The sequence below is a fragment of the Amycolatopsis sp. WAC 01416 genome, assembly GCF_003947485.1.
Lineage (GTDB): Bacteria > Actinomycetota > Actinomycetes > Mycobacteriales > Pseudonocardiaceae > Amycolatopsis.
Window position 1 is genome coordinate 516,116 of the sequence record NZ_QHHX01000008.1, and the last position, 22,883, is coordinate 538,998.

The following is a 22,883-nucleotide window of genomic DNA, read 5'->3' on the forward strand; positions in this document are numbered from 1 at the left end:
TGACCTCCAGCTATCTGGAGGTATGAGGCTGGGGGCAGACGACGAACTGGAGGAACGAGATGAAAGCGGCCGCGTTCACGGAAGCCGGTGGCCCGGAAGTGCTCCGGGTGCTGGAGTTGGAGGAGCCGCACGCCGGGGCGGGGGAGGTCCGGGTGCGGGTGAAGGCGGCGGGGGTGCAGCCGTACGACGCGGCCGTGCGGGCGGGCTGGGAACCCGCGGGGCTCGCGCTGAGCTGGCCGCGTGTCCCGGGGAACGAGTTCGCCGGGGTCGTCGACGAGGTCGGTTCGGGGGTGACCGGCCTCGTCGCCGGGGCCGAGGTGCTCGGCTTCACCGCCGTGCAGGCGTACGCCGAGTACATCGTGGTGCCCGCGGAGAACGTCACGCCGAAGCCGGCGGAGATGCCGTGGGAGGTCGCGGGCGGCTTCACGGCGGGGACGCAGACCGCCTATCTGGCGCTGGACGGCCTGCGGGTCGCCCGCGGCGAGACACTGCTGGTCCACGGGGCGGCGGGTGCGGTGGGCACGGCCGCCGTCCAGCTCGCCGTGTTGCGCGGGGCGAGGGTGATCGGGACGGCGAGCGAGGCGAACCAGGATTACGTCCGCTCGCTCGGCGCCGGACCGGTGGTCTACGGCGACGGCCTCGCCGACCGGGTGCGTACCCTCGCGCCGTCCGGTATCGACGCGGCGCTGGACGGTGCGGGCGGAGTCGCCTTCGATCTGTCGCTGGAGCTGGTCGGGAATCCGGACCGCGTGCTCACTCTGGTCGAGCACGCCCGCGCGCCCGAAGCGGGGGCGCGAGTGGTCACCGGGACGAGGTCGGCGGAGCGGCTGGGGATGCTGGCGTCGTTGTACGCCAAGGGGGAGCTGCGGTTCCTGGTGCGGCGGACGTATCCGTTCGGCGAGGCCGCGGCGGCGCACCGGGAGATCGAGACCGGGCACGGGCAGGGCAAGGTCGTGCTGACCTTCCCGTGAGCCTCGTTCCGGCTGCGGTTTGATGCCGGGTCCGGTCCGTGAAGGCCTCCTTGAGGGACTCTGGGTCCCTCAAGGAGGCCTTCACGGACTCGGTGAGGCAAGGGTGCTGGTGCCGAGCCCCACGCTTACCGCAACTTCCGTACCACCCCGCGCACCACCAAAGGCGCCACGATCGCCACGAAGAGCACCAGCGCCGCCCAGCCCCCGAAACCGCCGAAACCGCCTTCGTCGTAGGCCGCCGGTGCGGCCTCCCGCCAGTTCTTCGAGCCGCCGCCCGCCGACTCCTCGTCGGGGTTCGCCGTGGCGGTCGCGGTCTTGTCGCCGGCGGCCGGACCGGTGCTGGGGCCGGTGGAGGCGTTGGGGCCGGCGGCGCCGGTGCCCGCCTTGGGTTTGCCGTCCGGGTTGATGATCCCGCCGGTCACCAGCGGGTCGGGCGGGCTGGCGGCCCCGGCGCCGAGGCTGCCGTGGAAGGTCGGGTTGCCGCAGTTGCCCGCGTTGAGCTGCTTCGCCGGTCGCCCGGTGAGCCGCGCGTTCGAGTTCATGATCTCCTGCGACAGGTTCGGCGGCAGCGGCGAATAGCCGATCCGGGCCATGTTGATCTGGCCGTCGCAGGCGACGTGCTCGAGGAACGCGGCCATCGTGTCGGTCTTGCCCTGGTCGCCGTAGCCGCCGCGGCAGGTGTCACGGCCGCTGGTGCACGGCATCATGACGTACGAGTACGCCGAGATCGGGTACGACTTCGGATCGGTGTTCGAGTAGACCTTGTCCAGCTTCTGGCTCAGGTCCGGCCGCAGTTCCGCGTGCTTCAACGCGGCCGCGATGTTCTCGGCGTAGGGCTGCGTGTACTGGCCGGCGCCGTTCTGTACCCACGCCGCCGGCACCTTGTAGAGCTGGGCGTAGGCGAATTCGTCGTAGGCGATGGAGAACGGGATGCTGCCCGAACCCACGGACTTCGCGATCTGGTCCGAGTCCGCGAGCAGCCGGTACCACTCGGCGTCCGGCCCCTGTCCGGGAAGCTGGATGGGACGTACGCCCGACGGCAGGTTCCCCATGCCGTTCCCGACGTTGCGGGAGACGAACCGGTTGTAGGCGGCCGGTGCGGCGTGGGCGATGAAGTCGTAGAACAACGCCGTCGTCCCGGACTGCCCGGTCCGGCCGACCAGCGTGATGGGCTGATCGGGCAGCGGCTTGCCGCCGTTGGTCGCGGTGATGGCCGGATCGCTCCAGCGGGTGATGTCCCGGCTGAAGATGCGGCCGATCACCTCCCGGGTGAGGTGCAGGTAGTCGACGCGCTTCCCGCCCTGGTCGGTCACGTTGTACATCACGGCGACCGCGCCCGCGACGTCCGGGACGTACTGGTAGCCGCGGGTCTGCGCGGAAAGGCCGCCGCCACCGGCCGCGATGAGCGAGGACACCTCGGCCTCGGTCCCGCCGAAGTCCACCGTCCGGTCGCCGTACTGGTTGACCCCGGCGGGCGAGTTGGTGGCCGAGTAGTTGACCGGGATACCGCGTGACGTCGCGCCGTTCTGCCAGTCGTTCATCGCCGGGCCCACGTAGCTGGAGCCGGAGCCGGTGACCCTGGACAGCGCCGCGGCGCCGGGAGTGATCACCAGCGACAGCAACACCGTGACCCCGCCCAGCGCGGCCAGCCGCCGGATCATCCGAATCGCCCGTTCACGTAGTCGAAGGTGCGCTCGTCCGACGGGGCGTTGAAGATGGTGGCCGTCGGACCGTGTTCGATCACCCGGCCGGGTTCGTTCTCGGCCGCGAGGAAGAACGCGCAGTGGTCCGAAACCCGTTGGGCCTGCTGCATGTTGTGCGTGACGATCACGACCGTCACCTCGTGCCCGATCTCGGCGATGGTCTGCTCGATCCGCCGGGTCGACGTCGGGTCGAGCGCGGAGCAGGGCTCGTCCATCAGCAGCACGTTCGGCTGCACGGCCAGCGATCGCGCGATGCAGAGCCGTTGCTGCTGCCCGCCGGACAGCGCGCCGCCGGGGGAGCTCAGCCGGTCGCGGACCTCGCGCCACAGCCCGGCCCGTTCGAGGCTCTGTTCGACGAGGGCGTCCTTGTCACCGCATTTGACGCCGGCGAGCTTGAGCCCGGCCAGCACGTTGTCGCGAATGGACATCGCCGGGAACGGGTTGGGCTTCTGGAACACCATGCCGATCCGCAGCCGCACCTGCTGCGGACGCGTCCCGTCGGCGTAGATGTCCTTGCCGTCCAACAGGACCTCGCCGGTCAGCGACGCCGACGGCACCAGCTCGTGCATCCGGTTGAGGATGCGCAGGAAGGTCGACTTGCCACAGCCGGACGGGCCGATGAGCGCGGTCACCTCCTTGGCGGGCATCCGCAGCGAAACCCCTTCGAGCACCAAGCGGTCACCGAACCAGGCACCGATCTCGCGGGATTCGAGTTCCGCCGCGCCGGGCGGCGGACCGCCGGTCAGTGCCACCAGCGGGCGCGCCGGACTGTCCACGTAGGACACTTCAGTGTCGGTCACCGGTTCTCCTGTGTCTTGACGGTGGTTCTCTTCGCCTTGCGTTTGGACCGGTCGCGGCCCACCACACGGGCGATCGCGAACAGGCCGAAGATGAGCAGGATCAGCACGAGCGCGCCGACGTAGCCGCGCTGCTGGACGTTCTCCAGCGGCTGTTTGATGAAGCGGTAGATGAACAGCGGGATGCTCTCCTGCGGATCGGAGAACGGGTTCGCGTTCATCCCCAGCGCGCCGAACGAGGTGAACAGCAGCGGCGCGGTCTCACCCGCCACCCGGGCGATGCCGAGGATCACGGCGGTGGTGACGCCGGTCCGCGCGGTCGGGAGTACGACCGACCACACCGTGCGGGCCCGGCTCGCGCCGAGCGCCAACGACGCCTCGCGCAGGCCGTCCGGGACGAGGCGGAGCACGACGTCCACGGTTCGCGTGACGGTCGGCAGCATGACCATCGTCAACGCGAGCGTGGCCATCATCCCGTTGTAGCTGAACAAGCCCACACCCGCCTGGATGCCAGGGATGATCAAGGCCGCGTAGACGAACAGACCGGCCACAATGGACGGAAGGCCGCTCATCGCGTCGACCATGATCCGCACCGGTCGCCGGAACCTGGACCGCGTCTCGTTCAGGAAGACCGCGGTGAGCACGCCCAGCGGGACGACCAGGACCAAGGTCAGTGCGGTCTGCTGCAAGGTGCCGATGACGGCGTGCAGGCCGCCGGTGTCGGTCACCGGATCGGTCGGCGCGACCGTGGACATGTCGTGGGTGAAGAACGCGAGCCGCAGATACGGCGCGCCCTCCGCGACGATGTAGATCAGCAGTGACAGCAGCGGCGCGAGGAGGATCAGCGCCCCGCTGACGACGACGGTGGAAACCAGCCGGTCCGACGCGGCGAGTCTGCCCAGCCGGTCGCGGGTGACCAGGTAGAGCATCGACAGGTACAGCAGGTACGCGACGATCAGGTCGGCCAGCCAGCCGGGGGAATCCAGCAGCAGATGCATGACGAACCAGGTGAGCAGCGTGGCCGACACCGCGCAGCCCAGCGCCGCGAGCCGGTCCTGCCTGGTCGTCTCCGACGGACGGCGTTTGACGAGCTTGCGCGGTGAAGGGGTGACAGGGGGAGTCAACGTCGTGGTCACGCGTCCACCCCCGCGCCCGAACGGCTCTTGGAGATGATCACCGACGCGGTGAAGTTCGTCGCCAGGGTGAAGACGAACAGCACCAGACCCGCGGCCATCAGCCCGGACAGCGCGAGCCCCGACGCGCCGGAGTTGTTGGCGATGAAGCCGGAGATCGTCGCGCCGCCGAACTGGAGGACGTGCTTCGTGATCTCCGGAACCTGCGGCAGCAGCAGGGAAACGGCGATCGTCTCGCCGAGCGCGCGGCCGAGCCCGAGCATCGAGCCACCGATGACGCCGCCTCGGCCGAAGGGCAGGACCACCGTCCTGACCATTCCCCACCGCGTGCTGCCCAGTGCGAGCGCCGCCTCCTTCTCACCGGGCGGCGTCTGCGCGAACACCTCCCGGATCACCGAGGTCGTGATCGGGAGGACCATCAGCGAGACCACCAGACCCGCGATGAACATGGACTGGATGTACAGCGCGTTCTCCTTCGACGAGAACAACGGGAACCAGTCGAGGTTTTCGGTGAGCCACAGCGAGACGGGCACGATCTGCGGGCCGAGGAAGGCGAATCCCCACAGGCCGTACAGCAGGCTCGGGATCGCGGCGAGCAGGTCGACGAGCCCGGTCAGGAACCCCCGGATCCGCCCGCTCGAGTACTCGGTGATGAACAACGCGGCCAGGATGCTCAGCGGGACCGCGATCAGGATGGCGATCAGCGCGACCACGATGGTCCCGTAGAGCAGGCCGAGCACCCCGAGGACACCCGAGGCCGGATCGAACCGGATCGTGGTGAAGAACCCGAAACCGCTCGCGTCGAAGGCCGGCCCGGAGCGGTAGACGAGGAAGAAGCCGATGACCACGAGGATCGCCAGCATGGTCAGCCCGGCGCCGGTGGTGACGCGGCGGAAAGCGCGGTCGGCCCGTGACAGGACTTCGGTGATCACCCGCCGCACCGGGGTTCCGGGTGGGGACGGGTCGGGCCGGGGTGGCGCGATGGTCACGGGCGGCCTTCCTTCGTGTTGGCAAGTAAAGGAGTTCAGGGCACACCACGTCGCCCCTCGATGCGGCCAGTATGTGGTGCCCGCCGCCGGGAAAGGTGTCCACGCGGAGAACGCCCGACGGGGCGTTTGTGAATCAGTGCGGGCAGACGGTCCGAGCCGGTTGACCCCGAACGGGTGACTCGTGGACGTTGGATCCCGTGAAATCTGGGGAGTCGTCCGTGTTCCTGGTCCGTGCGAGACGAGCCGGGATCGTGCTGATCTGCGGGATACTGGCGGTCGCGGGGGTGTCCGTCCCCGCCGCGCAGGCGCAGGCGCCCGCCAATCCGCCGTACAAGCTCAAGACCGAGCCCGCCGATCTGTCGGCGGTGCAGAACGGTGATCCACTGCGGATCACGCTCTCTGGCCTGCCCAAGGGGGCGAAGGCGAAACTCGTCGTCTGCCCGAAGGACGTGCCGGACAATCTCATGAAGAAGGTGTATGTCCCGCCGTGGAGCAAGGACAGCACGCTGCTCACCCGGGTGCAGGCCTACTGCCAGGACGAATTCGGCGACGAATTCACCGGCAAGGCCGCGGGAATGCAGTCGATGGAAAGGGTGCGGAGCAGCACGACCGGCGACATCGTCTTCGACACGACGATCCCGCGCGGTACCTTGCGCCCGCATGCGGTGGCGTGGGATCCGCTTTACACCACTTATGAAAAAGCGGTGAATCCCGGCGACAAATTCCCGAAGGTGCCGTGGGCGGACAATCCCGTCGTCGTCGACCCGGTGACCGGCGCGAAGTCCAGAAGGCAGTTCTCCTTCACCTGTGACGAGAACAATCCGTGCACCGTCACGATCCAGATCACCGCACAGGACGCCGCGGGCAAGACGGTGACCTGGGTCGACGAATCCCTCAAGTTCACGCCGTACCTGCCGGGGATCGGGGTCAAGGGCTGCAAGGGGATCGGCCGGAACACGCTCAACGCCAGCATGCCGGAGCGGCTCGGCCGGACCGCGGTCGCCTGGAACCAGGCGCTGTGCGCGCCCACGCGGTCCGACCAGCCCACCAACATCGTGAGCGAGACCGAGGACGTCGGGCTGACCGCGTTCGACAAGGGCGCCTCCGATCTCATGATCACCGGAAGCGGGAACGCGCTGGCCGCGCAGTCCGTGCGGTCCCGGGAATACGTCCCCGTCGGGATCAACGCGGCCGTGATCGCCGCGGTCGGCTGGTCCCCGACCGACGTCAACGACGGGGGCAGCCCGCTCAACTCGAAGTTCACCGGAACCCTGTCCTTCGCCTACGACGAAGTGGCGAACATGTTCACGAAGGGCGGGCAGGTACCCGACGCCGACGGGCGCGGCGGCATCTTCAAGAACGGTTCCCCGCTGGTCACCAGGAATCCGGCGCTCGCGGCCATCAAGGACGGCCAGCCTGCCGGGGTGATCGCGGTGAACGCCCGATCCGGTTACGGCGGCAACACCGACTTCTTCGGCGCGACGGGGGAGTCGGGACCGGGCACCGTCCCGTTCACCCTGAGCCGGGCTCTCGTCCGATCGGCACCCGAAGCCTGGGTCTTCCCGAAGAAGGGGGAGGGCTACTTCGGTGACCTGGAAGGGAAGTCGCCGGGGGTGATCGCCGATCTGAGCGCGCTGGACCCCGGCAAGTTCCGGATCAACAACGTCGACGCGAAGACCGGTCAGCTGTCGGTGCGCAAGACCGTCGACAACGCCGTCGTCGGCAGGGGCGCGGACTGCGCCGGCGGCTGCATGAACTGGGTGATCACCGACCTCGCGACGGCCACGGTCAACCGCTGGACGCCGGTGGCGCTCCCGGACGGCAAGGGGAACTTCGTCGCGCCGACCGAGCAGAGCCTGCGGCTGGCGGCCGACGCGATGAAGATCGGCCCCGACGGAACGGCCGAGACCGGCACCGTTTCCCAGGACGGCGCGTACCCGCTCACCTTCGTCGAATACCTGGCCGTTCCGGTCAACCCGTTGATCGACGCGAACTGTCAGCCGATGAAGGAGAAGCAGGAGCAGCTGAAGTCGTTCGCCAACCTCGCGGCCGGATTCGGGCAGTCACTGCTTCCCCCCGGGATGGTCCGGTTGAGTCCCGGACTGGCCGCGACCGCCGGCCGGCGTGTCGCCAAGATCGGTACCGGCACCGCCGAAAAGGCGTGCCAGGAAAAGGAAGCGGCGAAGAATCCGCCGCCGCCGGGCGCGACCGGCGCCACGCAGGCCGCCAACTCTTCCTTGGGCGGGCCCTCCGGAGGGCCCGGTTCGTCCGCCGGCACCCCGGTGGCGGCCGCCACCGGACCGGCGCCCGCGGTCGCCCCGTCCCCGGAAAGCGTGGCCGCGGCGAAGAACCTCGCCGAGTCGATCGACATCCCGAAGTTCGCGGGCGCGGGTGCGCTCGGAGCCCTGATTCCCTTGGTGGCGCTGGTGATCCTGGCGACCTTGCCGTCCGCGACGGCGTATCTCGCGGCCGGTCGGCCGGTGCCGTCCTGGCTGACCAGGGCGCTGGTCGGGATCGGTGCCGCGTTCGCCATGCTGTTCGCTCTCCTCCGCCGCAAGCCCTCGGGTGACGTGGCGTGAGCACGGAGGTAGAAGAAAGGGAGTTCCTGCGGTTCGGCCCCGGCTGGATCGGGGCCGTCGTGTTCGCGTGGCTGGTCACCACCCTGGTGGCGCTGGCGCTGGTCGTCTACGCGCTGGGCCCGATGCTGCAGTCGAGTGATCAGCGGAAGGCGCTGACGGAGATCCGTACTGAGATCGGCGTGGCGCTGGGCGCCAGCCAGAGCCTGTTCGGCGCGGCACCGCCCGCCAAACCCGTCGAGTTCGGCAGGCCGGTGGCCGTCATGGAGATCCCGGCCTTGAAGGTGCGGCAGGTCGTCATCGAAGGCGCGTCGAGCGGGGAAACCGCGTCCGGCCCCGGTCACGTCCCGGGGACGGCCGGGCTGGGGCAGCCGGGCAACGCCGTGATCGCCGCCCGCAACGCCGGGTTCGGCGGCCCGTTCGGCTCACTCGACGCCTTGGTGAAGGGTGACGAGATCGTCGTCGCGACGACACAGGGCAAGTCCGTCTACCGGGTGACCGACACGGCTACCCGGCCCCTCGACGAGGGAGTCGACTACGGCAAGACCGAGAACGATCGGCTGACGCTGGTGACCTCGGCCTCGTGGTGGCCGCTGGCCTCGGCCGAAGCGACGGTGGTGACTGCCGCACTGGAGGGCAGGCCGTTCCGCCCGACCCCGCAGAACGGCAAGGCGGACGCACAGGACGGCCGGACCGGTGACGGTGACGCGTGGGCCGGGCTGGTGCTGGCCTTCGGCGGATTCGTGGCGGCGGCGGCCGGGGCGACTTTCCTTTATCGCCGGTGGCGTCCGGTTTCGACCTATGTCATCACCGGGCCGGTCCTGCTCACTTTCGCCGCGCTGGCGGCATTGGCGCTGTGGCGGCTCTTTCCGGCTTGGGCGTAATCCAGGATTTCGGTCTTTTCGGGCCGAACCCGTTCTCAGGATGTGGATCTTCGCCCGTTCCCGACTTTGGTCGGTGGACTGATCACCGACAGCTCTTTAGATTCTCCCCATTACACCCGGTCAGGGGTAACTCATTCGGGCAACCGAAGGAATTCTTCTGACGGAGTGTCATGCCACCAGCGTGCTTTAGCCGGAGCGCGACTGGATTGCTGAACACAGGGAGAGTTCGATGAGCAGATTCAGCCGGGTGGTCACATGCTCGGTTCCGGTCGCGGTCGGCGCTTTGCTGCTGTCGACCGCGGTGTCCGGTGCCCAGCCGTCGGAGGAGGCGCGCACGCAGACCGGGATCACCGCACTGCAGAGCATCAAGAAGAGCCTCACCCCGGCCGAGCGCAAGCAGTCGAGCCAGCTCGTCATCGAGAAGCGCCTCCGCGCCGACAAGGGCCTGGCCGGCAAGCTGCCCGAGTACCGGACCGGGCTGGGCGTCAGTGACGCCGGCACGGTCGCGGTGGACATCAAGGGCGCGGGCCAGTCACTCGTGGACGCCGTCAAGGCAGCGGGCGGCACCGTCCGCCACGCCTCTCCCGCCGGCGCGATCCGCGCCGACCTGCCACTGAACGCCGTCGACACGATCGCCGGACGCGGGGACGTCGCCGAGGTCAAGGCCGCTTCCCAGGCCATGACCTGGAACGAGTCCGCCCCGCAGGACCGGCGGCAGGCCGCCGCCAAGCAGACCGCCGCCGCGCTGCAGGTCGCCGAGGGCGACAAGGCGCATGGCAACGACACCGCCCGCACCAAGTACGGCGTCACCGGCGCGGGCCAGAAGGTCTGCGTGCTCTCGGACGGCATCAAGTCGCTCAAGGCGTCCCAGACCGCCGGCGAACTGCCCGCCGTCGACGTCCTCCCCGGCCAGGCGGGCAGCGGTGACGAGGGCACCGCGATGCTGGAGATCATCCACGACATGGCGCCCGGCGCCGCCCTCGGTTTCGCGACCGCCTTCACCAGCGAGCAGAGCTTCGCCGACAACATCCGCGCGCTGCGCACGACCGGCAAGTGCACGATCATCGTCGACGACGTCTCCTACTTCGACGAGTCGCCGTTCCAGGACGGCCCGGTCGCGCAGGCCGTCAACGACGTGACCGCGGCGGGCGCGCTCTACTTCTCCTCCGCCGGGAACTCGGGCAACCTGACCGACGGCACCAGCGGCTACTACGAGGGCGACTTCCGCGGCTCGGCCAGCAAGATCTCCGGGATCACCGGGACGCCGCACGACTTCGACCCGAGCAGCACGACCCAGCTGTACAACGCGCTCTCGCCGAACTCGGTCGGCCGCTACGTCACCCTGTTCTGGTCCGACCCGTGGGGCAAGGCCACCAGCGACTACGACCTGTTCGTCCTGAACTCGTCCGGTTCGGTCGTCGCCTCCAGCGAAGGCTCGCAGAACGGCACCCAGAACCCGTACGAGATCGCCCAGGTCCCGGCCAGCGGCTCGGGCTTCAAGGTCGCCGTGGTCAAGTACAGCGGCTCCGACCGGTTCATCGCGCTCAACGTCATCCGTGGCCGCTTCGTCACCTCGGGCGCGCTGAAAGCCTTCAGCACCAACGGTGTCACCTCCGGCCACTCGGCAGCCGTCAACGCCTTCAGTGTCGCGGCCGCCCCGGCCGCCGGTGCCTTCGGCCGCGCGCTCGAGACCGGTGACCCGGCGAACCCGACAGGCCCGTACCCGGGTCTGTTCACCGCCGCCAGCAAATGGGAGCGGTTCACTTCGGACGGTCGCCGTCACCAGTTCTACAACCCGGACGGTTCGGTGATCACCCCCGGCAACGTGTCCTCGACCGGTGGTGCGACGCGGAACAAGCCGGACATCACCGCGGCCGACGGCGTCGCGACCTCGGTGACCGGCTTCCAGCCGTTCTTCGGGACCTCCGCCGCCGCGCCGAGCGCCGCCGCCATCGCCGCGCTGCTCATGCAGGGCAAGCCGACCGCCACCCCGGCGGAGATCCGCACGGCACTGACGTCGACCGCGATCGACCTCGGCGCCCCCGGCTTCGACCCGGTGACCGGGGCGGGCGTGATCATGACCGATCCGGCGCTCGCCGCCCTCGGCGTCGCCCCGAAGAAGTAGCACAAGCTCGAACCACGAAACGGCCCGGTGCGCGCGCACCGGGCCGTTTCACTGTTTCAGGAGCTTCAGGACTTGACGCAGGACAGGCCGTTCGGGCCCGACACGGTCAGGAAGCCGTACCGCTGGATCGTGGCGGCGAGCTGGCCGCCGCACAGCGGGCTGGCGGTCGAAGCCGAGTCACCGTCGTCGAAGCCGACGGCGCGCTTGGCCTGGTCGTAGCTGGGGGTGCGGGAGTCGACGATGTTGTAGACACTGCGCGAACCCAGGAACGCCGTGGTGAAGGCGGGGGTGTAGTTGCCGGCGGAACCGGAGACCGGGGAGCCGTTGAAGCCGGCTCCGGTCAGCGGGTTGACGGTGAAGCCCGCCCGCTTGTCGGCGACGACCGTGTTGCCCTGCGCGATCCACTGCGCGATGGAGAACGGCGCGATGGCGGTGGCGCGGTCGCCGACCGGGATGGAGTTGCCGTCGTGCTCCTGGAACCGCTTGATGGTGACCGGTTTGGTGGTCGGGTCGAAGCCGAGGACGGTGCCGGTGAAGAAGCTCAGCGTGCCGGAACCGGTCTGCGGCAGGTAGACCGCGATGGGGGAGTTGGCGCCGCCGACCTGGTTCCAGTTGGTGATGGAGCCGTCGTAGATGCCGCGCAGCTGCGCCAGCGTCAGGCTCAGGCCCGCGCCCGAACCGGTGGCCGAAGAGGCCCAGGTGACGCCGTCGGTGGCGAAGGCGAAGTACTCGAAGGTGGCGGGGTCGGACGAGCCGCGGGCCGAGGACGACCGCGCGATGTCGATCTTGCCGTCGCCCGCTTCGGCCGAGGCCTTCAGCGCGGCCTTGCCCTGCGAAGAACCGTTCGGGGCGGGGTTGCCGGCGCTGTAGACGACCTCGTCGGCGAACGGGTCGGCCGGGACGGTGAACGTCTGGGTGCCGGACAGCAGCGGCGGCACGTTGACGAAGTTGTCGGGGTCGCTGTTCCAGGCGCCGCCGTTCGCGTCGGCCAGGATCGCGCCGGTGATGTCGACGGTGGTGTCCGAGCCCGCCGCGGCGATGACCTCACCGAGGCCGTTGGCCGGGGCGGCCGCCGAGGCGGTGCCGGTCAGGGTGAGGCAGGCGCACGCGGCGATCGCGGTGGCGCCGAGAAACCGAGTGGTACGAGCACGCATCTTGTTTGCACTCTTTCTCTAGTCCCCAAGTCGTCACGGGATTCCGTGACTTGCTGCCAATCCTCGCTCCGCAACACTGTCCGGCGGCGGTGCTTCGCGTTCCCGCCCGACGTCCTGGTGGTTAATGTCCGGGTAACGCACTTTCCGTGATCGGCCGTCACCGAGAACGATTCGGTGAATATCCGTCGGAATCACGGCGGTATTTCCGGCGCCAATCGGTTATGGTCTCGATCCCTTCGCCGATGGACGCTTCGGTGGTGGCGGACCGGAATCGGTCGAGGCCGCGTTGCGCCTCGATACGCCGCCCGTACGCGTGGCTGGCGATCGCGACGATCCGGTCTTCCGTATGCAGGCGCCAGCGCCAGCGGCCTCCGCTGAGATGACTGAAATCGCTGGTCAGCTCGGTGATGTTCGCGCTGAGCCAGGTGATGGCGGCGAGGCATTCCTCGGCGTGTGGACAGTCGGCGGGCGCCGAACCCAGCGAGACGTTGTTGCCGCCGAGCAGCCGCCATCGGATGGTCTGTTCGCCGGTCTGGACCAGCTGGAAACGTGGATTCTTGGTCACTGTTCACCGCTCCGGCGACGAAGTGAACGATGTGAATTCCCCCTGGGCACATCCGGTGAATCGCTGCGATGTGGTGAAGGGGTTACCGGTTTTCCTTAAGGGGCGACGGCCGCCGGGTGAACGTTTTCCGTTGACGGCGACGCGCTAGCCTGAACGGACGCGGGTAATCGGAAAACGATGACCGAGCCGGTTCGCTCCGGCACGGTCTGCGAGGAGGATCGATGGGCAACGGCAGGACCGCGGTCGTCACCGGAGCGGGTTCCGGGCTCGGCAGGGAGATCTCCCGCGCGTTACTCGGCGCCGGCTATCGCGTCGCACTCGCGGGCCGCCGCGGCGACGCGCTCGCCGAGACCGCCGACGGTGACGCGAACGCGCTTCCCGCGCCCACCGACGTCGCCGATCCCGATTCCGTCGCCGCGTTGTTCGAGACGGTCCGCGCGGAATGGGGGCGGCTGGATCTCCTGGTGAACAACGCGGGTGTGTCGGTGGGCGGGACCGTCGACGAACTGTCCTTCGCGGACTGGAAACGCGCCGTCGACACCAACCTGACCGGGATGTTCCTGTGCGCACAGCAGGCCGTTCGGCTGATGAAGGCGCAGGATCCGCGCGGCGGCCGGATCATCAACAACGGCTCGATCTCCGCGCACGCCCCGCGCCCCGCGTCCGTCGCCTACACCGCGACGAAACACGCGGTCACCGGACTGACGAAGTCGATCTCGCTCGACGGCCGGGCCTGGAACGTCGCTTGTGGACAGATCGACATCGGCAACGCCGCCACCGAGATGACGCTGCGGATGGCGAACGGGATCCCGCAGGCCGACGGCAGCGTCAAGGCCGAGCCGACCTTCGACGCCCGGCACGTCGCGGACGCCGTGCTGTACATGGCCGGGCTGCCGCTGGACGCGAACGTCGGCTTCCTGACCGTCACGGCGACCGCGATGCCGTACATCGGACGGGGTTAGGCGTCAAGGCTCGTGCGTGGTACGGACGGTTCTATTGAGGGGTAAGTCGAACGTGTCGTGGCGCGGGGTCGGTGTCGCTCCTGCGACGCGTTCTCCTGGTAGTGAAGGTCTCCTTGCCTACAGTGGGACGGCTGTGACCTCGGCGGCCGGTCGTGAAGTACATGAAGGCCCCCTTCCTTGCGCCTAGCGCAAGGAAGGGGGCCTTCATGTACTTCGGCAAGGCGTGACTCACGTGCTTGGGGACGTAACTCGGGGGTGCGGAATCTGAGCACCCACAGGAGCCTCAGGGGATCACCTTCGCCTTCCGGAATTCGTCGAACAGCCGGAAGAACATCGCCGAAGTCTCCGCGTACTCGTGGAAACCGGCCCGCCGGGCCTTCGAGCCGTCCGCGAACATGTCGTAGTCCCAGCCGAACACGAAGTCCGCGAACGCCCACGACGACGAGACCGCGCCGTAGGGCACCTCGAGGCCGTACTTCGCGGCGATCGACGTCCAGAGTTCCTCCTTGTCCGCCATGACGACGTCCAGCGACATCGGCAGCGGCGGCGCCACCTCCAGGTCGAAGTACCGCGCGATCCGCGGCCAGAGGTCGCTCCACCGGAACAGGTCGCCGTTCGCGATGTTGTACGCCTCGTTCTCCGAGCCGGTGGCCCAGACGGTGGCCTTCGCCAGCAGTCCGGCGTCGGTCATCTCCAGGAGGCTGTCGTACGCGCCGGGTTTGCCGGGGAAGCGCAGCGGCAGGCCGAGTTCCTTCGAGATCGAGGCGTAGACGGCGATGGCCAGCGCGAGGTTCATCGGGTTGCCCAGCGCGGTGCCGCCGACCACCGACGGCCGGATCGCCGACCACGTCCAGGATTTCCCGGTCTGACGGCGTTCCAAGAAGTCCTGCTGGTCCACATTGAACTCGGGCGGCATGTGCCCGGCGTCGTCTTCGCGTGCCGGGGTCTTGAACGGGCCGAGGTGGGCGCCGTAGACCTTGTAGCCCTGCATGAGGCTGATGTGGCGCAGCGTGGGCGCGGCGGGCTCGATCGCGTCGACGAGGTTGGTCAGCATCGCCAGGTTCGGCGCGACCAGTTCGGCCCAGGTCGGCTTGTCGACATAGGCCGCGTAGAACACGTGCGTGACGTCGTCCAGGCCGCCGAGCTTCGCGCGAGTGTCGTCCGCGTCGAGCAGGTCGACGGCGATCTGGCCGGGGCCGCCACGTCGCGACAGGCCGATGACACGCCAGCCCGGCAGGGTCTCCAGGTGCTCGATCAGGTTCTTGCCGATGACCCCGTTGGCCCCGGCGACCAGGGCGACCTTGCGTTCTTCGTTCATGTCCTCAAGCCTGGACCCGGCGTTGCGATAAGTCCAAGGCATACATATCACCGCTCCGATAAACTCTCTTCATGACCAGTCTGCGGCAACTCGAGTACCTGGTGACCGTCGTCGACACCGGCTCCTTCACCCGGGCCGCGGAGTTGCTGCACGTGACACAGCCCGCGCTGTCGCATCAGATGCGCGCGCTGGAGAAGGGCGTCGGCGGACCGCTGCTCGAACGGTTGCCGCGCAGCGTCCGGCTCACCCCGATGGGGCGGGCCATGCTGCCGCACGCCCGCGCCACCCTCGCCGACGCCGAACGCGCGCGGTGCGCGGCCCGGCAGGCGTCCGGGCTGGAAGCCGGGGAGTTGCAGATCGCCACGGTCTATTCGGTCGGCCTCGGTGTCCTGCCCGCGGCGTTGCGGGTGTGGCGGAGGGAACGGCCGGACGTCGACGTCCGCCTGGTGGAGTTCCGGCACGCGGACGAACTCCGGGAGGCGATGGCGGCGGGGGAGGCCGACGTCGCGGTCGGACCGGTCCCGCCGGGCTGGGTCGGACCGGTCCGCGAACTCGGCACCGAGGAGTTCGTCGTGGTCCTGCCGATCGACGGGCCGCGTGAGGACGACGGCTCCGGCGTCGTCGACCTGGCGACCCTCGCGGACTGCGCGTGGGTGCACTACGCGCCGGGCAACGGCCTGGCCGACCTCGTCGACCAGGCGTGCGCCGCGGCGGGATTCCAGCCGAGGGCCGCGGTCCGGACCGAGCAGACCGCGGCGGCGCCGGTGCTCGCGGCGGCGGGGCTCGGTCCCGCGCTGGTCCCGGCCAACGTGCTGCCCGAAGGTTTCCACGGTCGTGTCCTGTGGCCCGAACCGGCGATCCGGCGCACACTCGCCGCCTATTGCCGCAGCACGCCCGACCCGTTGACCTCGGCTTTCATCGACGTCGTCGCGGGGGAGTGCACGCTCGGCTCACCGCACCGAAACGCCTGACAGGTCCACGCCGCCGAACGGGGTCGCCTTCACCTCGCCGACCCGCTCCGCCCAGACGGCGTGCCCGTGCCCGGACCACAGCGGAGCGACCGGGAGATCCCGCAGCAACTGGTTCTCCACCAGCCGGTAGACCTCGCCGCTTTCGGCGGCGTCGGTCTCCTCGGCCGATTTGAGCAGGTCGGCGAACCCGTCACTGGAGTATCCGGTGGCCTTCACGATCTCGGCCAGCGTCTCCTGCGGGCTCGGCGTCAACAGGGTCACGTCGATCGCGAACGGTCCCTCCCCGGGCTCGGCGGCCAGCGGGACACCGACGGCCGCGCTGACCTGGTCCGCCAGCGGGCGCAGCCAGCTCGCCGGTGACTGTCCGAAGTGGACGGGCGTGTTCGGGAACTCCGCCTGCGTCAACAGTGACTTCCCGGCTCCGGCGTCGAAGGTGCAGGGGCGGCAGGTGCTGCTGCGTTCACCGGGGGCGACGGCGGGCGGCAGGAGCGACTTCGCCGGGTCCACCTGCTTGCCGAGAGCGCCGGCCTCCAGTGCCGCGCGGTCGATCCCGAGCGCGAAGCCGTGACGTACCGTCGCGTCGGAGAAATGCTTCGCGGTCAAGGGAAACCCGAGGTAGGCGGCGGTCGGCAGCGCCCACATCACATGCCGCTGCGCGAAATCCGCGTGCATGGCCTCGTGGCGATCACCGGGGACGAACGTGGAGAGGTCGAGCTTCCCGGCCTTGACCTCGTCGTACTGTGCCGCCGCGTCGCCGGTCTTCAGTTCGATCACACGCGCCTTGCCCGGCGCGTCCGCCACGCGGATCAGTTTGCCGCCGGACGGCTGCCAGGCGCCGTCCAGCCGGAATGGCCCGTTGCCGACGGGCCGCTGCGCGAACCCCGGCCAATCGCGCGACTTCAGCACCGACGCGGGCAGTGGGACGAGCGCGGGCGACGAGAGCAGCGCCGGGACCTGCCCGGACGGCCGGTCGAGCACGAGCCGGATGGTCAGCGGATCCGGCGCGGCGATCTCCTTGGCCCGCAGGAGATCCTTGACCACGCGCGACGCCTGCCACCGCTCCGCGCCGATCGCCTGCCAGGTGTCCACATAGGACTGGGCGGTCACCGGCGTGCCGTCGTGGAACTTCCCGCCGTCCTTGAGCTTGACCGTCCAGGTGATCCGGTCGGCGCTGGTGACCGATTCCGCCGCGCGTGGCGTCAGCTTTCCCGTCGCGGGGTCGTAATCGGAGAGCGGCGTCCACAACGCGCCGGCGAGCATGCGTCCGGGCTGGTCACGGATGTCGGCGGGCAGGAGGGTCGCCGGGGCGGCCAAACCCACGCGAAGAACGTCCGGTGCGGGCGGTTCACCGGATTCCGTGCAGCCCGCCGCGGCCAGTGAGGCGGCGAGGAGCGGGGCCAGAAGACGCGAGCGCATGGTCATGTCATAGCAGTCTCACACCGACCATCGGTGGTTGTGCGGGCAAAGTGGTGATCTTATGGTGAGGGGACCAGCCTGGGAGGTTTCTGTGCGAGGAAACTGGTTGCTCCGTTCGTGTCTGGCGCTCGCCACGGTCACCGCGACCTTGATCGCCACCGGCCTGCCCGCCGCCGCGTGCGGCGAAGAGGACAAACCGGCCAACGAGAAGGTCCGGGTCGCGGGTGCGCCCGGCGCGGTGAAGAACGTCAAGGCCGTCGGCAACGTGCCCGACGCGCAAGGCGCCATCGCGATGGGGTTCCTGCAGTACGGCAAGCGCGATGTCATGGCGGTTTCCGGCGAGTTCGGCCTGAAGGTCTACGACCTCACGAAGAATCCCACGGCGCCGAAGCTGATCGGCGAGGTCAGCCTGCCCGGCCTCTGGGAGACCGAGGACACCGAGGTCGACGTCAAGCGCAAGCTCGTCTTCCTCGCGCGGGACCCGCGGGCCTACGGCGGCACCACGCAGACCGGCGAGTCCGGCATCTACATCATCGACCTCAAGAACCCGGACAAACCGGCCATCCTGAGCTACACCAAGGTGCCCGCCGGCCATACGACCAGCTGCGTCGACGACTGCCGCTACCTCTGGACCGGCGGTCCCGCGAAGGCCGCGAACCAGCCCGCGGACTGGGGCGGCCGCCCGATCTGGGTGACCGACATCCGCGATCCGCGTAACCCCAAGACGTTCCCGAACCCGATCGAACTCGCGCGCAACGACGGCAAGACCGACTACGTGCACGACGTCCAGGTCGACGACGAGGGCGTGGCGTGGGTGTCCGGACGAGGCGGTGTCCGCGGCTACTGGACCAACGGCTTCCACCGCGACCCCGTCCAGGGCAAGGTCCGCCGCGCGACGGCGTTCGACCCGGTGCCCTACGCGGGCGGCGGGGTCGAGGAGACGGCGGCACCGTCGAAGTTCATGCACAACAGCTTCCACCCGGCGGGACACCGTTCGGCCGACGGTGCCGACTCGAACCGCTGGCGCGGCCGCGACCTCATCTACGCCACCGAAGAGAGCTTCCTCGACGGCTGTGCCGGTGACGGCGTGCTGACGATCTCGTCGCTGAAGAACTCGTACAACGGCGAGGGCTGGCGCTCGACGCCGGAGAAGCCGTTCCGCCTCGAATCCGTCGGCACCTGGAGCGTCGCAGGTCAGGAAGGCAGCGACCCGGCGTCGGGTGACTGCTCCGCGCACTACTTCGACATCCGCGGCAAGGTCCTCGTGCAGTCGTTCTACGGGCAGGGCACGCGGTTCCTCGACGTCAGCGACCCGACCGACCCGAAGCAGATCGCCTACTTCCGGCCTGCCGACGCCGCCGCGTGGGCGCCCTACTGGCACAAGGGTTACGTCTATGTCGCCGACAACACTCGCGGAATCGACATCCTGAAGCTCACCGCCTGAGCGAAGATGTCCCCATGCGCATCATGGGGAAGACCTTGGGGAGCCTGGCCGCGATCGTCCTGATCGCGGCCTGTGCCCCGGCACCGCCGGAGAAAATGGCCGTCCGCACCGATACGGCGCCGGTCGCCGAGGATTTCCCGGACATCGGAGAGATCGTCGAGGCGCGCTGGGTGGAGGAGCGGATGGGCGTCTCCGAAGGCCGGATCGAGGCACCCGGGCCGTCCGACCTGCGGCTGTCCGCGCTGGTGAAGCTTCCACTCGAAGCCGTGTCGAAGCTGATCAGCGATCTCAAGTGCCATGCGGGGGCTCCGACGGCGCCGGAACAGCTGAAGGCGCTCCTGCCGTCCGGCGTGAAGTGGCTCTCCTGCGAACTGCCCACGACCACCAAGTCGCGGACGGCGTTCGTGGTCGACGGCTCCGAACAGGCGTTCCTGATGTCGAAGACGATGTAGCGGGTTCAGTTCTTGAGCTTGGCGTTCCAGGCGGTCAGCGTCAGCTTGCCGGTGGTCCCGAGGTCGGTGTCGACGGTGATCCGCTGCTCCGGGTCACCCTTCGCGGCCGCGACCGTCACATAGGCGCCCGCCTCCGGCGAGCCCACGGTGACGGTGTTCGACCACGAGACGACCGAGAGCAGCGTCCCGCCGGGCTGCACCGTCTGCGGGCTGACGCCGGGATCGATCGCCATGTACGACGACCCGTGCTCGACCTCGACGGCCATCGGCCGCTTTTCCTTGTCCAGCAAGCGGACTTCGGGATAGCCGGTGAGCGTGCGCGGTGCCGTGCCGCAGTTGGTGAGGGTGAGCACGATCGCGCGATGGCCCAGCGCGGCGTCGACCGGGCCGGACTTCACCGTGATCCCGGTGCCGAGACAACCCGCCGGTTCGACGGTGCCCGGCACCGGCGTTTCCGCGGGCGGCGGCGGTGCGGGTGGTGGTGGCGGCGAACTGCACCCCGTCACGACGAGCAGCAGTGCACCCGGCAACCCCAGTTTTCCCAGCACGCCGGAACCTTATCCAAGTACGTGAAGGCGCCCTTCACGTACTTGGTGGGTTATGTAGGGATGGCGTGTTGCGAAAGCCACTTTCGCAACGTTGAAGGTTGCGAAAGTGGCTTTCGCAACACGCGCGGGCCGATCGCCCACGGCCGCACCTGGGCCGAAGGCGTCCTTCACCGCATCCGACGCGGTGAAGGACGCCTTCGGCCCATCACAGACTCCGCCACGCCCGCCTCACTCCCTCAAGAGGCGAGCAACTCCTGCAGCTCACGGATGGCGGCGTCGAGTTCCGTCGCGAACAGCTCCATCTCGTGCGCCACGTGCTTCGGTGTGCACAGGTACAGATTCAGCGAGTCCGGCAGCAGCACGTACGCGACGCCGATGCACTGCGGGCTGGTCGACCCGAAGCCGAAGTACCGGATGTTCACCGACGGCGCCGAGCTGGTGCTCAGGTAGTCGTTGCGCATCTTCAGCCAGCCGGGCGACGAGTACAGCGACGGGGAGTCCTCGACGCCACGCCGTTTCTGGATCAGTTGCAGTTCCCACAGGTGCTGCTCCGGCGCGTCGCCCGCTTGGCATTCCTTCGCCCGCGTGACGTGCTTCGCGGCCGCCGCGCGGAAAGCCGCCTGACGTGTCTGCCGGTCGGCCTGCGGATCGTCCATCACCCGGACGAACCACTGCACCTCGGGCGTCACCACCCGCATCGCTTCGGTGCGCCCGTTCTGGTACTGCCGCGTCGCGATCGACTCGTACGTCGCGCCGGTAATCCCCTTCGCCCGCTTGTGCGCGAGCTGGTACGCCATCTGCGCGAAGGCGTCGGGGGACATCCCCAGCTCCTTCGCCCGCTTCGCGCCGAAGTCGGTGAAGGACACCGTCTTCGTAGCGGTCGCGTCGGCGTACTCGGCGAAGGCCACCGCCGCGGCACGGGCGTCCTCGCGCAGCGCGTCACCCAGGACGAACTCGATGACCTCGGACGCCGGGACGCCGTCGGCGGGCGGTCGCTCCAGCCTGGTCCCGCTCAGCAGCGCGTCGGTGAACCCGAGGATCGTGGTCCCGTCGAGTTCGCAGTGCTCGACGTTGATCCCCGCCGTGCCGTCCTCGAACACGATCAGCGACACGGCCTTGTCGAACCAGCGGTTCGCGCTGTCGCCGTGCAGCAGCTTGTCGCACGCCTCCTGCGTGTCCGCCGGCGCGAAATCCTCCAGGCACAGGCAGAACAGCGCCGTCTCGATGTCGTCGAGCGCGGCCGCGTTCCCACCGGCGAGCAGCGCTTCCCTCGTCGCCGCCCACTCCGCCCTCGCCTTGGTGGTGAAATGCCCGGCCGAGGTCTGCGGGTCTTCGACGAAGTTCCCCGACTTGACGATCACCTGCAGCCCCGCGACCAGCTGTTCGGGGGAGTACGGGCGGCCGTCGGGTGCGATGACGTCCATCCGGAACGGGGTGCCGCGGTGGAACACCACGACGTGCCGCGCCCTCGACGGCCCCGGCCAGTCCTCGCGGTACGGCGTGCGCGCGGTGTCCTGTACGGCGCCGGGGATCCGCGTCGCCGAGAACAGGTACTTGTGCTGCACCATCGACTGCGGCTGCCCGCGCAGCATTATCGGCGGCACCAGTTCCTCGTCCAGCTTCAGCTTGTAGTCCACCGCCGACGCCGCCAGTTCGGCCGCGCGTTCCAGCTGTCCCAGCGGGGATTCGGTGAACAGGAAGAAGAAGTTCGCGTTGAGCGCGATCCGGTCGCGGCGGCCGAGGTAGCGGTACGGCCAGAAGGTGTCGAGCCAGCTGTGGACGCCTTCCCGCTTGTCGAAGGCTTCGAGCGCGCTCTGCAGTTCGTGCGCCGGGCTTCCTTCCGCGAGGAACTCGGCGACGGCGCCTTCGGTCTCCGCGAGCTCGCCGGGGGTGAGCAGCGGCGAGCACCACTCGAGAAACCGGCGGCAGGTGTCCTCCAGGCCGGGGACAGGGACCCTCGGCAGGACCTCCTCGTTGCCGAACGTGCGGGTGGACGGTTCCGGACTGCTCACGATCATCCTTGATCTCGAAGGGGAAGGGCGTTCAGCGCGGCGGCGAGGTCGCCCGCCGCGCCGTCCGGGCGGGAGACGAACAGCCGCGCGTACAGCCGGCCGCCGGACTCCAGCCCACGCGGGTCGACACCCGCGACGGACAGATTGTCCAGGATCTGCGTCCGTTCCTCGGCCGAGGCGAACCTCCGCTGCCGGAAGACGCCGTCGGCCCCGGTCGTGTCGTACTCCAGATCGGCGAGGCTTTCGGCGACCGACGCGTAGGAGAACATCCGCAGCACGAAATGCGCCATCCAAGGCCGGTTCTCCCGCGCGATCCGGACGAGGGTCTTCTCGGTGACGTAGCCGACGCAGCCGGTCGAGATGACGATGTCGACTTCGGCCAGCAGCGCGCGCTGCTCCTCTGTCGGGTCTTCGCTTTCCAGATCCGCGTGGATCGCGTCGTCGATGAAGCCCGCGGCGAGCGCGTAGTCCAACGCGGGCGCGGAGGCGTCGAGGCCGATGAAGCGGACCTTGTCGCTCACGGCGAGCTCCCCGACCATCCGCCGATCGCGCGCGATCAGTTCGTCCCGGCTCAGCGCTTCGCTGTCCCGGTAGTGGTCGTACAGCCGCTCCATCGACGTGTCACAGCGATGCAGTGCCGCGTTGACGCCGTAGGAACAGCCGAGGTCGAGCACCGTCGGGACCTTGACGTCGGTCTCCGCCCGGTACTCGTCGATCAGTTTCGCGAAGTAGGCCTTCGCCTGCTGTGGGATGGAGTAGTCCAGTCTGCGCAAGGTGCCGAAGAACGCACGAGGATCGGGCTCGGTATAGATGTGATCGAAAGAGATCTTGCCGGTCGAATCCAATGGCACGGCCAAGCTCCT

At 69.1% G+C, this 22,883-nt stretch carries 19 protein-coding genes; 8 read left to right on the plus strand and 11 right to left on the minus strand.

All coding sequences use genetic code 11. From position 1 onward, the window contains the following. Nucleotides 1-59: 59 nt before the first annotated feature. Nucleotides 60-971, plus strand: coding sequence for an NADP-dependent oxidoreductase (locus DL990_RS28705; RefSeq protein ID WP_125800495.1), 912 nt, complete (start codon nucleotides 60-62; stop codon nucleotides 969-971). 125 nt (nucleotides 972-1,096) lie between these two features. Here the strand turns inward: DL990_RS28705 and DL990_RS28710 are convergent, their stop codons facing one another. From DL990_RS28710 to pstC, 4 genes are read right to left on the minus strand one after another with little or no spacing between them, the layout of a single operon-like run. Continuing rightward, on the minus strand, nucleotides 1,097-2,632 hold the full coding sequence (locus DL990_RS28710; protein WP_125800496.1) for a substrate-binding domain-containing protein: 1,536 nt from the start codon (nucleotides 2,630-2,632) through the stop codon (nucleotides 1,097-1,099). Continuing rightward, the gene (locus tag DL990_RS28715; RefSeq protein ID WP_255431394.1) at nucleotides 2,629-3,426 is read right to left on the minus strand and encodes a phosphate ABC transporter ATP-binding protein; all 798 of its coding nucleotides are present in this window, start codon (nucleotides 3,424-3,426) and stop codon (nucleotides 2,629-2,631) included. The genes DL990_RS28710 and DL990_RS28715 overlap by 4 nt, the downstream gene beginning before the upstream one ends. Before the next feature lie 44 nt (nucleotides 3,427-3,470). Further along, a complete protein-coding gene (gene pstA, locus DL990_RS28720) occupies nucleotides 3,471-4,607 on the minus strand; it encodes a phosphate ABC transporter permease PstA (protein WP_125787582.1) in 1,137 nt (378 codons plus the stop codon). Further along, nucleotides 4,604-5,593, minus strand: a complete 990-nt coding sequence (gene pstC / locus DL990_RS28725; protein WP_125800498.1) for a phosphate ABC transporter permease subunit PstC — start codon at nucleotides 5,591-5,593, stop codon at nucleotides 4,604-4,606. Before pstC ends, pstA begins: the two co-directional genes overlap by 4 nt. 218 nt (nucleotides 5,594-5,811) lie before the next feature. On the opposite strand from pstC, the gene DL990_RS28730 reads away from it, so the two are divergent. The 3 genes from DL990_RS28730 to DL990_RS28740 all read left to right on the plus strand — a co-directional run bounded on the left by DL990_RS28730 (nucleotide 5,812) and on the right by DL990_RS28740 (nucleotide 11,178). Next, complete coding sequence (locus DL990_RS28730) at nucleotides 5,812-8,172, plus strand: hypothetical protein (protein ID WP_125800499.1); 2,361 nt, start codon at nucleotides 5,812-5,814, stop codon at nucleotides 8,170-8,172. Further along, nucleotides 8,169-9,053 carry a sortase gene (locus DL990_RS28735; protein WP_125800500.1) on the plus strand — a complete coding sequence of 295 codons (885 nt, stop codon included), beginning with the start codon at nucleotides 8,169-8,171 and terminating at the stop codon, nucleotides 9,051-9,053. The genes DL990_RS28730 and DL990_RS28735 overlap by 4 nt, the downstream gene beginning before the upstream one ends. 229 nt (nucleotides 9,054-9,282) lie before the next feature. Continuing rightward, a complete protein-coding gene (locus DL990_RS28740) occupies nucleotides 9,283-11,178 on the plus strand; it encodes a S8 family serine peptidase (RefSeq protein ID WP_125800501.1) in 1,896 nt (631 codons plus the stop codon). A gap of 65 nt (nucleotides 11,179-11,243) precedes the next feature. On the opposite strand, the gene DL990_RS28745 is transcribed toward DL990_RS28740, so the two are convergent. Both DL990_RS28745 and DL990_RS28750 read right to left on the minus strand, forming a co-directional pair. After that, nucleotides 11,244-12,332, minus strand: a complete 1,089-nt coding sequence (locus DL990_RS28745; protein WP_125800502.1) for a substrate-binding domain-containing protein — start codon at nucleotides 12,330-12,332, stop codon at nucleotides 11,244-11,246. Nucleotides 12,333-12,489: 157 nt separating this feature from the next. Continuing rightward, nucleotides 12,490-12,897: a DUF1508 domain-containing protein gene (locus DL990_RS28750; RefSeq protein ID WP_125800503.1), complete on the minus strand. Its 408-nt coding sequence runs from the start codon at nucleotides 12,895-12,897 to the stop codon at nucleotides 12,490-12,492. Nucleotides 12,898-13,118: 221 nt separating this feature from the next. Here DL990_RS28750 and DL990_RS28755 point away from each other — a divergent pair, with 221 nt between their 5' ends. After that, a complete protein-coding gene (locus tag DL990_RS28755; RefSeq protein WP_125800504.1) occupies nucleotides 13,119-13,859 on the plus strand; it encodes an SDR family oxidoreductase in 741 nt (246 codons plus the stop codon). Nucleotides 13,860-14,142: 283 nt separating this feature from the next. Here the strand turns inward: DL990_RS28755 and DL990_RS28760 are convergent, their stop codons facing one another. Continuing rightward, entirely contained in the window at nucleotides 14,143-15,177 is a 1,035-nt protein-coding gene (locus DL990_RS28760; protein ID WP_125800505.1) for an SDR family oxidoreductase, read from the minus strand. 71 nt (nucleotides 15,178-15,248) lie between these two features. Here DL990_RS28760 and DL990_RS28765 point away from each other — a divergent pair, with 71 nt between their 5' ends. Next, nucleotides 15,249-16,148 carry a LysR family transcriptional regulator gene (locus tag DL990_RS28765; RefSeq protein ID WP_125800506.1) on the plus strand — a complete coding sequence of 300 codons (900 nt, stop codon included), beginning with the start codon at nucleotides 15,249-15,251 and terminating at the stop codon, nucleotides 16,146-16,148. On the opposite strand, the gene DL990_RS28770 is transcribed toward DL990_RS28765, so the two are convergent. After that, nucleotides 16,128-17,570 carry an ABC transporter substrate-binding protein gene (locus DL990_RS28770; protein WP_125800507.1) on the minus strand — a complete coding sequence of 481 codons (1,443 nt, stop codon included), beginning with the start codon at nucleotides 17,568-17,570 and terminating at the stop codon, nucleotides 16,128-16,130. The genes DL990_RS28765 and DL990_RS28770 overlap by 21 nt on opposite strands. A 100-nt stretch (nucleotides 17,571-17,670) precedes the next feature. On the opposite strand from DL990_RS28770, the gene DL990_RS28775 reads away from it, so the two are divergent. Next, nucleotides 17,671-19,008: an LVIVD repeat-containing protein gene (locus tag DL990_RS28775; protein WP_199746634.1), complete on the plus strand. Its 1,338-nt coding sequence runs from the start codon at nucleotides 17,671-17,673 to the stop codon at nucleotides 19,006-19,008. 14 nt (nucleotides 19,009-19,022) lie between these two features. Then, nucleotides 19,023-19,460, plus strand: coding sequence for a hypothetical protein (locus DL990_RS28780; RefSeq protein ID WP_125787570.1), 438 nt, complete (start codon nucleotides 19,023-19,025; stop codon nucleotides 19,458-19,460). A 5-nt stretch (nucleotides 19,461-19,465) separates the two neighbouring features. Here DL990_RS28780 and DL990_RS28785 read toward each other — a convergent pair whose 3' ends face one another. The 3 genes from DL990_RS28785 to DL990_RS28795 all read right to left on the minus strand — a co-directional run bounded on the left by DL990_RS28785 (nucleotide 19,466) and on the right by DL990_RS28795 (nucleotide 22,871). After that, nucleotides 19,466-20,008 carry a DUF4232 domain-containing protein gene (locus tag DL990_RS28785; protein ID WP_233620602.1) on the minus strand — a complete coding sequence of 181 codons (543 nt, stop codon included), beginning with the start codon at nucleotides 20,006-20,008 and terminating at the stop codon, nucleotides 19,466-19,468. Nucleotides 20,009-20,244: 236 nt separating this feature from the next. Then, entirely contained in the window at nucleotides 20,245-22,026 is a 1,782-nt protein-coding gene (locus DL990_RS28790) for a choline/carnitine O-acyltransferase (RefSeq protein WP_199746635.1), read from the minus strand. Next, a complete protein-coding gene (locus DL990_RS28795; RefSeq protein ID WP_233620603.1) occupies nucleotides 22,023-22,871 on the minus strand; it encodes a class I SAM-dependent methyltransferase in 849 nt (282 codons plus the stop codon). The genes DL990_RS28790 and DL990_RS28795 overlap by 4 nt, the downstream gene beginning before the upstream one ends. Nucleotides 22,872-22,883 lie beyond the last annotated feature (12 nt).